A 14,282-nucleotide genomic window follows, 5' to 3' on the forward strand; every position below is an offset into this window, starting at 1 on the left:
CGCGACTTGAACCGCCGTCGCGCGCGATTCTAAATTTTCGGTGTCAAAAACTTAAACCAAGTTTCATTTTGCAGGCCGTTTTCGACACGGACCTGTAATTGCATTTCCTTAAATTCTCGGTTCCCGCCGCACGGGCTCATAGTTCCGAATCGGACTACTAATCACACGCTCGTCCGTCCGCGCGGCGATATTCTTTCTTCTACGGAATCGACATGAAAAAAGCGTTGTTGAATACTCTCGCCCTCGCCACTGTGGCAGCGTCGTCGATGGCGCACGCGCAAAGCAGCGTCACGCTGTACGGCACCGTCGACGCAGGGATCGACTACATCAGCAACCAGAAGACGTCGACCGGCCACGGCGCGTCGGCGTGGGCCGTGCAGTCGGGCAACCTGAGCACGAGCCGCTGGGGTCTGCGCGGTTCCGAGGATCTGGGCAACGGCCTCAAGGCGATCTTCCAGCTCGAAAACGGCTTCTCGGTCGTCAACGGCAAGGGCTCGAACGGCGGCTATCTGTTCGGCCGGCAAGCCTGGGTGGGCCTCTCGAGCGACCAGTACGGCTCGATCACGCTGGGCCGCCAGTACGACGCGCTCGTCGACATGATCGCGCCGATGTCGGCGACGGGTTCGGGCTTCGGCGGTAATATCGCCGATCACCCGTTCGACAACGACAACCTCAACAACGACGTGCGCATGAACAACGCCGTCAAGTACCGCAGCCCAATCTACGCAGGCTTCCAGGTCGAAGGCGCCTACGCGTTCAGCAACCTGGCCGGCGGCTTCTCGACGAACAACGCGTACACCTTCGGCGCGTCGTGGAACGGCGGCCCGATCAACCTCGCGGTCGCGTACTTCCAGGGCAACAACCCCGGTTCGACCACGGGCGGCGCACTCTCTGCAGGCACCAGCACCGACAACGATCCGATGTTCGTCAGCGAGCGCACGCGCACGCTGGGCGCGGGCGGCAGCTACACGATCGGCGCGGCGAAGGTCGGCCTCGTGTTCACGCGCACGATGATCGCGTCGCCGACGGAAATCGCGCAAGGCGGCTCGCTCAATGCGTTCAGCGCCGATTACCTCACGTTCAACAACTACGAAATCAACGGCCGCTATCAGCTCACGCCGCAACTCAGCCTGGGCGGCTCGTACACCTACACGGACGGTTCGCTGAGCCGCTCGGAAGGCAACGCATCGCCGCACTGGAACCAGTTCATGCTGCAGGCCGACTACGCGCTGTCGAAGCGTACGGACGTCTATCTGGAAGGCACGTATCAGCGCGTCTCGGGCGCGGAAGGCATCGCCGTGCTGGGCAATGCGTCGATCTATAACCTCGCTGCTTCGTCGAGCAACACGCAAGCCGTGGTGGCCGCAGGCATGCGTCTGAAGTTCTAAGTCGCGCACAGCGGTAAAGGAAGCGGCGGCACGGTCATCGACCGGCCGCCGTTTTTTCGTTGCTGCGTTTTTAAACTAGATCGTGCGCACCACGAGTTCGGGAAATCCGGTTTGCGCGTCGTGCTCGCGCGTAAAGCGATGATCGGGCAGCAGCATGAGCAGCACTTCGGCGGTCGTGCGCACGATGCAGCCGCGCGCGATGTGGCCGCCCAGCACGCGGCCTTGTGCGTCGGAGACGCTCGCATGCAGATGCGCGCCGTCGAGCGACAACGAACCGGCCAGCGTAAGAATTTCGAAATCGCCACGCAGCGACGCCGGGGTATCGAGGCCCGCATAGCGCAACTCGACCGCGCTCAGGCTGCCGATGCCCTGCACCACGAACGCCGCCTGCGCGCCGTGCTGGGCGAGCGCGGCGGCGAGGGTCTCGCGCAGATCGTCTCCGGGGGACAGACGTAAGGGCAACGCTTGCATCGGCGCTCTCCAGGGGATGTCGATTGACAGGGTAAAGCGGTTCCGCGCGCGCCGCAACGCCTGTTCGACGTTCGCGGCGCGCTGCGCATTGCACTAGTATGAAAGCGGGTCATCGCTGATTCGGCGCTCCGCCACGTTTATGTCCAACGCCACGCATCCATCTTCGCGCACCGTGTTGTTCGGCGCGTTCGACCGGCACAATGTCGGCGATCTGCTATTTGCGCCGATCGTCGCGCGCCTGCTCGCGCCGCGCGATTGTCTTTACGCGGGACTCGCCGCGCGCGATATGCGCCCGTGGGGCGGCGAAGCCGTGCACGCGTTCGGAGAATCGGCGGCGCTATCGCGCGACGCGCCGCTCGATGTCATTCACGTGGGCGGCGAATTGCTGACCTGCGATGCGTGGGAAGCCGCGGTCATGCTCGCGCCGCCCGAGCGCGTGCAAGCGGTTATTGCGTGCGAAAACGCGTGGCATCGCGATCCGCTCGCATGGGCGCGCGCGCAACTCGGCGTGGCGTCGCGCGCGCCTTACGTAATGTCGAAAGCCGCTTATCCGCATGTCGAGTTTGGACGCATCGCGTTTCATGCAGTGGGCGGCGTGGGTCTGCATCGGCGCGACGAAGCGTTTCGCGCGGAAGTCTTCAACGCGCTGAAACACGCCGACGTTGTCAGTGTGCGCGACCGGCAAACGCAGGCGCAATTGCACGCGCGAGGCATCGATGCGCAACTCGTTCCCGATCCCGTTGTGATGGTGGCCGAATTGTTCGGCGAGAAGATTCGCGCACGCGCCAGCGAAGACAGCGTGAATGCGGTGCCCAACGCGTTCAGCGCGGGCTATATCGCGCTGCAATTCGACGCGACCTATGGCGACGACGCCACGCTCGATCTCATCGCGCGCGAAATCGAAAAGATCGCGGCGCAAAGCGGATTTGGCATCGTGCTGTTTCGCGCGGGCGCGGCGCCGTGGCACGACGACATCGACGTTTATCGACGACTTGCCGCGCGTGTGCCTCGCGCGCCGCTGGCGCTCTTTTCGTCGCTCGATATCTGGGACATTTGCGCGCTGATCGCGCAGTGCCGCGCGTATTGCGGCAGCAGCCTGCATGGACGCATCGTGGCGATGGCGTTCGCCCGGCCGCGCGTCAATCTCGTACACGCCGATGAAAACGAACCGACGCCTAAACAAGCGGCGTATGCAGCGACGTGGGAAACCCACGACATGCCTGCCACCACCACTGTTGAAGGTCTCGCGCAAGCCGTCGATCAGGCGCTACGCAGCGATGCCGCGCTCAGGGAGCGCACGGCGGCGGAATTGGCGGCGCGCTATCGCCGTGCATTCGAGCACACGATCTAGCGGCACCAAAACAAACTGGCCCGCCAGCGCATCGCGCCTTGTGAGCGCGATCCGCATGACGGGCCAGTTCGATCGCTTGTCGAGCGGCGCGGGACCGGACCGGCCGATCCGGTCCCCGCACCTTTCGTCTTGCGATTGAAGGCTTACATCAGGCTTCGATTAGAAGCGGTGACGCAGACCAACCGTAGCAGCGACCTGGTTCGACGTGCTCGACGGCGACAGCGTGTTGATCGTCGCGAAGTTCGAGACGCCGTTGCCCAGCGAGCCCGAAGCGTGCTGGTACACGCCTTCGACGTACACGTCGGTGCGCTTCGAGAGCGAGTAGTCAGCTTGCAGCGAAACCGTCTGCCACTTCGGATCGCCCGAACCCGTTGCGTTCTTGATGCGGCCATCGGTGAACGTGTAAGCAGCGTCCAGGCTCAGAGCCGGGGTCAGCGCGTAACGGCCGTTCAGTTCGAAGTTGTCGAGGCGCAGGTTCGTGCCCGTCGGGATCGTGAACGTCGTCTCGCCGCCTTGTGCACCGGCGATCAGGTTTTCGTACTGCGTGTGCGTCCACACGAAGCCGACCGTTGCCGGGCCGTACGTGTAGTTCGCGCCTGCACCGAACGTGCGTTGCGTTTCAGCCGACAGGTTGAAGTTGTTGCCTGCACCCGACGAGTTCGCACCGTTCGAGTTGGTGCTCGTCAGCGAGTTGTTCATCTGCAGGTACGAAGCTGCTGCGTTCAGCGGGCCGTTGCTGTACGAAGCACCGACGCTCCATGCGCGGCTGTTCGAGAACTGGCCAGCGTCGTTGCTGAAGCCGTACAGGCCGCCGAACTTGAAGCCAGCGTAGTTCGCGCTCGTGTACTTGACTGCGTTCTTGATCGAGAACGAGTGGTCGAGGTTGTCGTTGTCGAACGGGTGGCCGGCCATGTTGTTGCCGTAGCCAGCGCCTGCTTCCGACAGCGGCGACAGGTAGTCAACCATCGAGTCGTACTGGCGGCCCAGCGTCAGCGTGCCGTAGCGGTCGCTTTGCAGACCAACGTAAGCCTGGCGGTTGAACATGGTGTTGCTTTCCGTGTTCTTGCCGTTGCCCAGGTTGAAGCCGTTTTCCAACGTGAAGATCGCATGCAGACCGCCGCCGAGGTCTTCGCTACCCTTCAGGCCGAAGTACGTGTCCGACAGCGCGCCGCTGCCCTGGTTCCACTGCTGGTGGCCACCGACGTTGTTCGCGTAGACGATACCCGCATCCAGCGAACCGTACAGCGTGACGCTGCTTTGTGCGTGAGCCGAAACGGCAAAGGCGCTCAGGACGCCAGCGATAATCAGAGTGTTCTTCATGACTTTCCTTAAATTGACATTCAGACCGCGCTGAATGGATCCGGGTATTGGAGCCATCCCGGCAATCTCGCAGCGAAGTTTAAGTGCCAAAGTGAGGAAATCGCAGTACGCAAGCGCTGGAACAGATATTTGCGAAATATGGAAATATCCAAAAATCGGCGCTTAAAACCTTGTGCGCAAAGGGAAAAATCACGTTGTGAGCGTCATCTGACTGTCACATGGCTGTGGCAATCACGCGACGCCACTGTCAAGATCGTGAACTTGATTATTGTCAAAAGTGAGTCAATTCAAGGGTCGGGGCCATGTTAATATTTCCCGGTCTGAAGAAACTCCGGAACAGTTACAACGGACATATGGGGTGGTCCGTTGCTGCGGGCCGCCCCATTTCTATTTGCGGCCTCTGCGACACAAGGTCGCGATTTCACCCCGATCACACCTGATTAATTACGCACGGCTTTCGCTCGCGTTTCAATCCCCGATTAAAAAATAACGGCCCGAATATCGGGCCGTATTCAATTAATCGCGAAAAGTTCCCGCAATCAATGCGCGCCAGCAGTATTTGAAGAATCTGCGGAACTTTTTGAAGGACGAGTAATCCAGATGAGCGGAATGATGGCAATAAATATGAACGCCGAGATATAGAAAATGTCGTTCAGTCCCATCACCGCCGCCTGCGCGTCCACCGAGAAGTTGAATAGTCCATAGGCCGCGTCGGTGCCCACGTGCAGCGACTGGCGCGCCGTGTCCACGCTTTGCATGAAGGCCGGGTTGTTCACGCTGGCCTGCTCCGTGAGCCGCACGTGATGCAGGATCGTGCGGTCGTTCCAGGCGTTGCCGATCAGCGAAGTGCCCACCGCGCCACAGAACGTGCGCGCGAAATTCGAGAGCCCGGCGGCCGCGGGAATCTTCTCGGGCGGCAGTCCCGAGAGAATGATCGAGGTGAGCGGCACGAAGAACATCGCCATCGGAATGCCTTGCAGCAGCGTGGGCAGCACGAGATCCCAGTGCGAGACATCGGTATAGAACTGCGTGCGCATCAGGAACACCACGGCGAAGCCGATGAACGCGAGCGTGGCGATGTAGCGTGGATCGCTACGCGGCAGAATACGGCCGATGATCGGCGTGAGCACCACGGCGAAGATGCCGAGCGGCGCGGTCGTCAGGCCCGAATCCACGGCGCGGTAGCCGAGATAGCCCTGCATCCATTGCGGCAGCAGCACGAGCGTGCCGAAGAACATGCCATAGGCCACCGAGATCGAGATCGTGCCGCCCGCGAAATTGCGCTGCGAAAACAGGCGAATATCGACCACGGGATTTTTTTCGGTGAGCTCCCACACCACGAAGAACGCGAAACCCACCAGCGCGACGATGGCGAGCGTCACGATCAGCGGCGAATCGAACCACGCGAGATCCTTGCCCTTGTCGAGCATGATCTGCAGCGACGCCACCCACACCACGAGCAGCATCAGCCCCACGCCGTCGATCGGCATGCGCCGCGTGGCCGACTCGCGGTCGCGATAGATCGCCCACGTGATGGCGGCGGCGAACAAACCCACCGGCACGTTGATATAGAAGATCCACGACCAGTTGTAGTCGTAAGTGATCCAGCCGCCGAGCGACGGCCCCGCGATCGGGCCGATCAGCGCCGTCATCGACCAGAGCGCGAGCGCCGTCGACGACTTGTGCTTCGGCCACGAACCGAGCAGCAGCGCCTGCGAAAGCGGCGCGAGCGGCCCGGCCACCACGCCCTGCAAGATGCGCGCGGCGAGCAGCGTCGGCAGGTTCGGCGCGATGCCGCAAAGCCACGAGGCCAGCACGAACAACAGGATCGACGTGATGAACAGCTTCACCTGGCCGAAGCGCTGCGTGAGCCAGCCGGTGAGCGGAATCGAGACGGCGTTGGCGGCCGCGAAGATCGTGATGACCCACGTGCCTTCGTCGACGGAGACGCCGAGATCGCCGGAAATGGTCGGGATGGCGACGTTCGCGATCGACGAATCGAGCACGTTCATGAACATCGCCAGCGATACGGCAACGGTGCCGAGCGCGAGCTTGCCGCCGCTGAGCGGCGCGGGGGATTGCGGTGCAGACATGGAGCGTGCGTGTAGTGAAGGGCGGCGCCGGGCGGGCCACCCGGGAGCCTAACGGCCCGCGGCACGTCGATCAATGTCACCGCGCGCATCAATTTATGGCGCGGGCGGCAACAATGCGCCGCGCGAGTCGCTTCGCGCGGCGCACGCTCCATCGTCCATTTACTTAGCGATACGAAACAATTGCGCAGGCCATCACACGCCCCACGACTCGCCGCCCGTGAACTGCACGCTGCGCTTCGCGCGCTCGTCCACGCTCAGCGCGAACACGTCGGGACGCGAGTAATGGCCCACCACGTCGAAGTCGTAACGCGCGCGGATCAATTCGTCGGTGTCGATCTCCGCGACCACGAGGCCGGTCTCGCCGTGCAGCGGGCCCGCGAGAATCTCGCCGAGCGGCCCGACGATCACGCTGCCGCCGTTGATGAGCGGACGCGCCGGATCCCAGCCCGGCACCTCGACGCCGAGCGCCTGCGGCGATGGCTGCACCTGGCACGCGCTGATCACGAAACAACGTCCTTCGTGCGCGATGTGGCGCATCGAGCATTGCCAGATCTCGCGTTCGTCGACGGTCGGCGCGCACCAGATCTGCACGCCCTTCGCGTACATCGCCGTGCGCAGCAGCGGCATGTGGTTTTCCCAGCAGATCGCCGTGCCCGCCACGCCCGCCGCCGTGTTCACCACGGGCAGCGTCGAGCCGTCGCCCTGCCCCCAGATCAGGCGTTCGGTGCCGGTCGGCATGAGCTTGCGGTGCTTCGCGACGAGCCCCGCCTGCGGATCGAAAAAGAGCGCCGTGCAATAGAGCGTGCTGCCCGAGCGCTCGATCACGCCGATCACGATCGACGCCCCACAGCGCGCGGACAGGTCGGCGAGCGCGGCCGTTTCGGCGCCCGGCACGTCGATGGCGTTCTCGTAGTAGGCGGCGAAGGCCTCGCGCCCCTCGGGCAGACGGTAGCCGAGGCGCGTGCCAAAGATCTCGCCCTTCGGATAGCCGCCGAGCAGCGCCTCGGGCATGACCACGAGTTGTGCGCCCGAGTCGCGGATCGCCGCCTCGAACGACAGGATATGTTCGAGCGTCGCGGCCTTGCCCTGCGCCAGCGAGCCGATCTGCAATGCAGCAACCTTCGATTTCGACATGATGTTCTCCGTCTGTATGCGTGCCCGTATCATGGCGGGAACGCCACCGCGCGCCCACCGGCGCTCCCCATTTCAGCTATGCCTGCGAGTGATATCTCCGAAGTCGACCTGAATCTGCTGAAGATCTTCGAAGCGCTGTTCGAGGAAGGCGGCGCGAGCCGCGCGGCGATTCGCCTCGACATGACCCAGCCCGCGGTGAGCGCGGCGCTCAAGCGTCTGCGTGAACTCTACGCCGACCGGCTGTTCACGCCGACCGGACGCGGCCTTGCGCCCACCTCACGCGCCCGCGAACTCAAGCCGCTGATCAGCGAGGCGCTCGACAAATGCCGCCAGTCGCTCGCGATCGCCGCGCCCGACGCCACGCATTTTCATGGCCGCGCCGTCGCGATCGGTCTCTCCGACGACTTCGAACTCGCGCTCGGCCAGCCCATCATGCGGCATCTCGCGCGGCACGCGCCGGGCCTGCGCGTGATCTTTCGGCAGACCTACAGCCAGATCGTGAGTGACAGCCTCGCGAATCAGGAAATCGATCTGGCGATCGCGGCCGGTGGTTTTTCAGCGCGCGGGCTCAGCCATCAGGCGCTCGGCCAGGGCGATTACGCGTGCCTGCTGGACGCCGCCACCTGCCCGCCCGAAGTCGGTAATGGAGAGGCCGCCTTGACGCTCGATGCCTTCGTCGCGCGCGGCCATATTCTCGTGTCGTCGGGCGGCGTGGTCGGTATCGTCGACGAAGCGCTCGCGGCGCATGGCCTGAAGCGCAACGTGATTGCGTCCACCACGCACTTCGCGGCGCTGCCGCATCTGCTCGCGGGCACCGAGGCCGTCGCCACGATTCCGCGCCATGCCGCGCGCGCGATCGCGGCGCTCACCGGCCTGCGCATGGTCGCGTGCCCGCTCGCGCTGCCGGGCTATCCGATCGAACTCGGCTGGCGCGCCAGCGCGATGCGCGACGCCGCCATCGTGCGCGTGCGCGATGCGATCGCCGCTTGTGCTCCGGCGCTGCTCGCGCCTTGATCTACGCGAATTGGCCCGCGTGCCGATGAACGCAGGCGCTTGTGCTCACGTAGCCCCACCGCTCGTTGATTATCACGGACAACGAATTAAATCAATCAACTGAAAAAGAGCGCCACTTAGCGCGCTCCCTTTTCATGCAATTCGATCAGAACGCGACGACGGTTCTCACGCCGACCACCGCCTCATCGCCCACGCGCCGCGCGCCATTCTGCGGATCGGGCACACCGCCGCCCGGACGGAATACATACTGAAAGTCAGCCTGCACCTGCCACCAGGGCGCGATCTGCACCTGATACGTCGCTTCCAGCACGGTCTCCGCGCTGCGCGCCGGATAGCCGGGCGTGAACGTGGCCGTATCGCTCGCGAAACCTTGCGCGTGCGAGCCGATCTTCGCATAACCCACCGCGAGACCGGCCACGTCGTTGTCGCGTCCCTTGAACGGCGCCTTGAGCGTGACGCCCGCATTCACGGCCAGATCGACGAAATTGCGGTCGCCGGGCGCGCCCATCACGCGCGCGAACACGCCGAGCGCCTGCGGACTGTCCGCCGAGGGACGCCAGATCATCTGATCGGCCCCGGCGTAGAAGCCATAATCGCCGCGATGCGATTGCGCCACGCCCGTGCTCGCCGGATCGGCAAGCGACAGGCCGTTGCTGTCGTAGCGTTGATCGGCGAAATGCTGCGTGTTGTACCAGAACCCCAGTTTATAGGTGCCTGGTAATCCTGATTGTTTCGCATCGGGCGCGCTACTGTCGGGTGCATTCAGCGCATATTGCACTTCGCCGATAAACAGCGCGCCATCGTGCAGATTGAAATTCGTGCCGTGCGCGTTGAGCCGCTGCGCATCGCCGCTGCCGCTGCCCGCCGGACTGCCGTCGAACACGCCCGCGAGCACGGTCCACGCATTCGTCGGCGACAAGCGCAGCCGCGCGCCGAGCGACGAAAGCGGATACGCGGGACCACCCGCAGGCATATCCATCGACGGCAGCACAGGCCAGCCGAACGTCGCGTTCATGAACGCGCCCGCATACTCGCTGACCATGAATTCCTGATCGACGCTTTGCTGCCCGATCTTGATGTCTGCCTTGCCATTCGCGAACGACTGCTGATACCAGAGTTCCCAGAGGCGCGTGCCGGCTTCGGCTTCCACGCCCGAGACCGCCTGCAACGCCTGGAGATTGCGTTGCGTGATGCTGGTGCCGTGGATTTGCAGCGCCGATACGTTGAAGATACCGCCAGGCAAACCGAACGCCTTTTGCGTATCGACACCGACGCTCATTTCCGTCAGTCCGTCGTAAGCGCCGCCGCGATGCACGCCGCCCGAAAGATTGTTCAGATATTCGCTGGTTTCCTGCAAGCCGAACGTCACGCCATGGTTATCGAGCCACGGGCGCACGCCGCCCATATCGCCGAACAAGGTCGCGCGGTCCCACAAACTCGTGGATGCGGGCGCGCTTTGCGCGAATGCGCTGTGCGCAACCCCGAGCGCGATCAGCGCGCCGAGGCGCACGGGCGTTGCGGCCAACATCAGCGCGCGTTTGCAGGGCTTTTTCATCAACGGCGAAACGGGTGCGTCGAGCGCGAGCTTATCCGGCGCAATGGTCTGAATGATTGCGAAGTCATTAAGCGATTTCTTTTTTAAAGCCGCGTGAAAGCGCAGCGAATGAAACCTGGAAAACCACGCATTTCTTTGCAATACGCGCTCGATCTCGCGCACGATCACGCGACGTCGCGATACCTGAATTGTTTTGACGACCATAAGCCCACCTCCGTCCGGCCAGGCAAACCTGGTCGACGAACGACGACGCGTCGGCGCCACGCAAAGCGCGTGCGCACAACGGCAATTTCATTCTGGGAGCGTGCTGATGGCGACGCCGGTTGAGCATCCCGCTCGATGACCGGCGCGACAATGAAGCGCGCTAACCCGACAAGGCGAGTTAGCGGCGAAGGACGTGTCCTGTGGCGACTAACTCGCGGCTGTGACACCGGCGCGGGCCGGCATCGAACTTCCACTGCTAGAGCATGTGTCCACGAGGGACTCCTTTCGATGTGACGCGGCGGATTGTATTCGGCTCGCCTGTATCACTGCAAGCGTAAAAGCGGCCGCGCTGTTGTATATCGTGCGCATTGCGCGAACGGATTCTCAATACGCGAATATCAGCGAACCAGCCTATGCGGTCCGCAATGCTCACTCGCCGGCCTAATCGCGACAAAGCGCACACGATGACGTTTTTTGCATCACTTTTACGGCGCGAAAGAGTGAATTGATTGCGCATTCACCTTTCGCACTGAAAGGCGGCGGCACAATGCGCGCCACCGCGCGAGAGCGAGTCGAGCAGACTGTCGCGAGCACAGGCACAATATCGGTTATTCACGCGGTAACACTACGCGGCGCACGCGGATCTCGCGCGCGCCGCGCCCTCGCATCCGGCCCCACCCCGCCGCGCCGCCGCACTCCGCTTTTTCGACGCTGTGATGAACCACGATAACGCCAACCCGCCCGCCATCGCCCGGCGCGCCTCGAATACGCCGGGCTTTTTGCTGTTCATGATCTGCCTGTTTTCCTCGGCCGGACAACTCGCAATCGATATTTACGTGCCCGCGCTGCCCGCGATGGCGCATTTCTTCACGACCTCGCCGCAAGCGATTCAGTCGAGCGTTTCCGGCTATATGGCCGCGTACGCGCTCGGCCAATTGATTTTCGGCCCCATCGCCGACGCTTACGGACGCAAGCGTGTGCTCGCGTTCGGCATCGCGATCTTTACGATTGGCTGTCTGCTGTCGCTCGCCGCACCGAATCTGGAAACGTTCGTGCTCGCGCGCTGTTTGCAGGGCTTCGGCATCGCAACCACCAATCTGCTCGCGAAAGCCATCATCACCGATTCGTTTTCCGGCACGGCGCTGTTGCACGCCTTCACCTATATGTCGATTGCGTGGGGACTCGCGCCGATCATCGCGCCCGTGATCGGCGCGCATTTGCAGACGTGGTTCGGCTGGCGCTCGTGCCTCGTGTTTCTGCTCGTGTGGGCCGTGGTGATGTGGGGCGTGCTGTGGCGCTATCACGATACGCTGCGGCAGCCGGTGAAACTCGAAACGCGCACGCTCGTCGCCAACGCGCGCAAGGTGCTCGCGAGCCCCGTATTTCAGAGCTGTTTTCTCGCACAAGGCCTCTGCTATAGCATCCTGCTCGTCTTCAATATCGTCGGGCCGTTCATGGTGCAAAGCACGCTGCACAAGCCGCCGACGTTTTTCGGTTACCTCGCGCTCGGCATCGGCCTGATGTATTTCCTCGGCGGATTGTCGAACCGTCTGCATGGCCCGCGTCTGCCGACGCCCGAAGTGCGTTTGCGCGCCGGCTCCATCGCGATGGCGGCATCGGCCATTCTCATGCTCGTGCTCGCGCTCACCGTGGGCCTGCGCGTGTGGACGCTCGCCACGCCGGTGCTGTTCATGGGCTTCTGCGCCGGTGCGATGTATCCGACGCTGATGGCCAAGGGCAACTCGCTGTTCCCCGAAGTCGCCGGGCTCACGAGCGCGATTCTCGGCTGCGCGCTGCTGCTGGTTTCGTCGGCGATGATGGGGCTCGCGGGCTTCGTCTCCGTGCAGATTCTCACGCCGCTCGCAGTGTTTTTCGTGGTGCTCGCACTCACGGTGGTGTTGATGGTGTCGAAGCTGTTGCGGCATCTCGCGCAGTTGCAGAGCGTGCAGGCGTTGCAGCGGGAAGGGAAGGCAGCTTGATGGAATTCTGGTGGCCGCGCACAGCGCTCACGGAATAAGCACCGCCACCCGCCACTCGCCACTCGCCACCACTCGCCACCACTCGCGCGCCACGCTACCCGCATGGCGTGCGAGCCGCGCCGCATCCGCACGCAAACCGCCAAACGTTTCCATACCTCACTCCAGACCGAAGCGCCCCGCTTCGCATTTATCGTCGCCGGATAAAAAACCCGCATCGCGAGAAAAAGCGACGCGGCCCAACTCAAACACAAACCCTGGCGTTTCCATACGTGCTAAAGAGCGCAAGCGTTCTATCTGTCATGCACCAAACAATGGCTTACTCGCGACATCGCCCTTCGCACGCCATTCGCGCCTACGCGCGCGATGTGAAAGGCGCATCACGATAACCGGAGAAACCGCATGTCCGACGACGTTCGCCCGCATCAATACGTCCTCACGCTGTCCTGTCCGAGCGCCGCTGGCCAGGTGGCTGCCGTCGCGAGTTTCCTGGACCGGCACCGCTGCTATATCGACGAACTCACGGTCTTCGACGACGACATCAGCGAGCGTTTCTTTCTACGCTGCGTCTTTCACGAAGTCCTGCGCGACGCGACCGCGCGCTGCAATCTCGCGAGCCTGCGCGACGAATTCGCGCCCACCGCGCACGAACACACCATGACGTGGGCGATCCACGATTTGCAGGCGCGTCCGAAAGTGCTCATCATGGTTTCGCGGCTCGAACATTGTCTGGCCGATCTGCTGTTCCGCTGGCGCATGGGCGAATTGCCGATGGAAATTGCCGGCATCGCGTCGAATCACCGCGATTTCGAAGCGCTCGCGCAGCAACACGATCTGCCGTTTCATTATTTGCCGATCACGCCGGAAACCAAACGCGAACAGGAAGCCGCGATTCTCGACCTGTTTCATTCGACCGGCTCAGAATTGCTCGTGCTCGCGCGCTATATGCAGATTCTTTCCGACGAAACGAGCCGCCGACTCGCGGGTCGCGCGATCAATATCCACCATTCGTTTCTGCCCGGCTTCAAGGGCGCGCGGCCTTATCATCAGGCGCACGTGCGCGGCGTGAAACTGATTGGCGCGACCGCGCATTTCGTCACTGACGATCTCGACGAAGGTCCAATCATCGAACAGGAAGTGCAGCGCGTCGATCACAGTTTCGATCCCGAGCGGCTACTGGCCGTGGGACGCGATGTCGAATGCGTGGTGCTCGCGCGCGCCGTGAAGGCATTTCTCGAGCGGCGCGTGTTCATCAACGACGGCCGCACGGTCGTGCTCTAACTCGCGATTGGCGGACTCGCCGCGATGGCGCTGCTGCGCCTGCGCCGCGAGTCCCGCCAGCGCTCGGTCACTCATTTTTCCGGCAACACGCTGCGCATAATCGTGATGCCGCCCTTCCAGCGCGGCACCCAGCTGGCGTGCCTGCCAATAGCGCAACAGCCCGATGCGGCCGTGGCCGCGCGTCATGCTGTGTTCGAGCAGCGCGAGCGCCGCAGCGGCGTCGCCCCGGCAGGCGCGGTCGTTGAGCTCGACGGTGTGGGCACGCGGCACGAATGGCTCCTTTCAAGGCGAATAAACGCTGCTCCGGCGGGTCATCGCAGTTCACCAAACCGTGCCGCGAGCGCATAGAATGAAAACGCCAGTGCTGCGGAACGCCACCGCCAGACGCCCGCGATGTGCGCTTTTGCGAAGGTCGATGGCGGAAAAACACAAGCGCGCGCGCTTTCGATCGGCGACGCTTGCGAAAGCCGCTTCGCGCCTCCTCACTTTCACGCG

12 protein-coding genes are annotated in these 14,282 nt (G+C 63.1%); 6 read left to right on the forward strand and 6 right to left on the reverse strand.

The features are described 5' to 3' along the window. Window positions 1–212: 212 nt before the first annotated feature. The gene (locus U4Y88_RS05990; RefSeq protein ID WP_224011632.1) at window positions 213–1,388 is read left to right on the forward strand and encodes a porin; all 1,176 of its coding nucleotides are present in this window, start codon (window positions 213–215) and stop codon (window positions 1,386–1,388) included. Between the two features lie 75 nt (window positions 1,389–1,463). Here U4Y88_RS05990 and U4Y88_RS05995 read toward each other — a convergent pair whose 3' ends face one another. Then, the gene (locus U4Y88_RS05995; protein ID WP_321782889.1) at window positions 1,464–1,859 is read right to left on the reverse strand and encodes a PPC domain-containing DNA-binding protein; all 396 of its coding nucleotides are present in this window, start codon (window positions 1,857–1,859) and stop codon (window positions 1,464–1,466) included. 139 nt (window positions 1,860–1,998) lie between these two features. Here U4Y88_RS05995 and U4Y88_RS06000 point away from each other — a divergent pair, with 139 nt between their 5' ends. After that, window positions 1,999–3,210, forward strand: a complete 1,212-nt coding sequence (locus U4Y88_RS06000) for a polysaccharide pyruvyl transferase family protein (RefSeq protein WP_321782891.1) — start codon at window positions 1,999–2,001, stop codon at window positions 3,208–3,210. A gap of 159 nt (window positions 3,211–3,369) precedes the next feature. On the opposite strand, the gene U4Y88_RS06005 is transcribed toward U4Y88_RS06000, so the two are convergent. The 3 genes from U4Y88_RS06005 to U4Y88_RS06015 form a co-directional block, all read right to left on the reverse strand. Then, on the reverse strand, window positions 3,370–4,530 hold the full coding sequence (locus U4Y88_RS06005; protein ID WP_310634257.1) for a porin: 1,161 nt from the start codon (window positions 4,528–4,530) through the stop codon (window positions 3,370–3,372). A gap of 539 nt (window positions 4,531–5,069) precedes the next feature. After that, complete coding sequence (locus U4Y88_RS06010; protein WP_310634256.1) at window positions 5,070–6,623, reverse strand: DHA2 family efflux MFS transporter permease subunit; 1,554 nt, start codon at window positions 6,621–6,623, stop codon at window positions 5,070–5,072. A 192-nt stretch (window positions 6,624–6,815) separates the two neighbouring features. Next, a complete protein-coding gene (locus U4Y88_RS06015) occupies window positions 6,816–7,757 on the reverse strand; it encodes a carbon-nitrogen hydrolase family protein (protein ID WP_321782893.1) in 942 nt (313 codons plus the stop codon). A 78-nt stretch (window positions 7,758–7,835) separates the two neighbouring features. On the opposite strand from U4Y88_RS06015, the gene U4Y88_RS06020 reads away from it, so the two are divergent. Then, the gene (locus tag U4Y88_RS06020; protein ID WP_321782895.1) at window positions 7,836–8,771 is read left to right on the forward strand and encodes a LysR family transcriptional regulator; all 936 of its coding nucleotides are present in this window, start codon (window positions 7,836–7,838) and stop codon (window positions 8,769–8,771) included. Window positions 8,772–8,916: 145 nt separating this feature from the next. Here the strand turns inward: U4Y88_RS06020 and U4Y88_RS06025 are convergent, their stop codons facing one another. Continuing rightward, window positions 8,917–10,326: a carbohydrate porin gene (locus tag U4Y88_RS06025; protein WP_415774397.1), complete on the reverse strand. Its 1,410-nt coding sequence runs from the start codon at window positions 10,324–10,326 to the stop codon at window positions 8,917–8,919. Window positions 10,327–11,246: 920 nt separating this feature from the next. Here U4Y88_RS06025 and U4Y88_RS06030 point away from each other — a divergent pair. After that, the gene (locus tag U4Y88_RS06030) at window positions 11,247–12,509 is read left to right on the forward strand and encodes a multidrug effflux MFS transporter (protein ID WP_321782899.1); all 1,263 of its coding nucleotides are present in this window, start codon (window positions 11,247–11,249) and stop codon (window positions 12,507–12,509) included. Window positions 12,510–12,536: 27 nt separating this feature from the next. Here U4Y88_RS06030 and U4Y88_RS06035 read toward each other — a convergent pair whose 3' ends face one another. Continuing rightward, window positions 12,537–12,662, reverse strand: a complete 126-nt coding sequence (locus U4Y88_RS06035) for a hypothetical protein (RefSeq protein ID WP_321782901.1) — start codon at window positions 12,660–12,662, stop codon at window positions 12,537–12,539. A 246-nt stretch (window positions 12,663–12,908) separates the two neighbouring features. Between U4Y88_RS06035 and purU the strand changes: the two genes are divergently transcribed. Both purU and U4Y88_RS06045 read left to right on the forward strand, forming a co-directional pair. Beyond that, entirely contained in the window at window positions 12,909–13,787 is an 879-nt protein-coding gene (gene purU / locus U4Y88_RS06040) for a formyltetrahydrofolate deformylase (RefSeq protein ID WP_321782903.1), read from the forward strand. Window positions 13,788–13,811: 24 nt separating this feature from the next. Continuing rightward, window positions 13,812–14,135, forward strand: a complete 324-nt coding sequence (locus tag U4Y88_RS06045; RefSeq protein WP_321782905.1) for a hypothetical protein — start codon at window positions 13,812–13,814, stop codon at window positions 14,133–14,135. Window positions 14,136–14,282 lie beyond the last annotated feature (147 nt).

It is taken from the genome of Paraburkholderia sp. J94 (assembly GCF_905220285.1).
In the GTDB taxonomy this organism is placed as follows: Bacteria; Pseudomonadota; Gammaproteobacteria; order Burkholderiales; family Burkholderiaceae; genus Paraburkholderia; species Paraburkholderia tropica_A.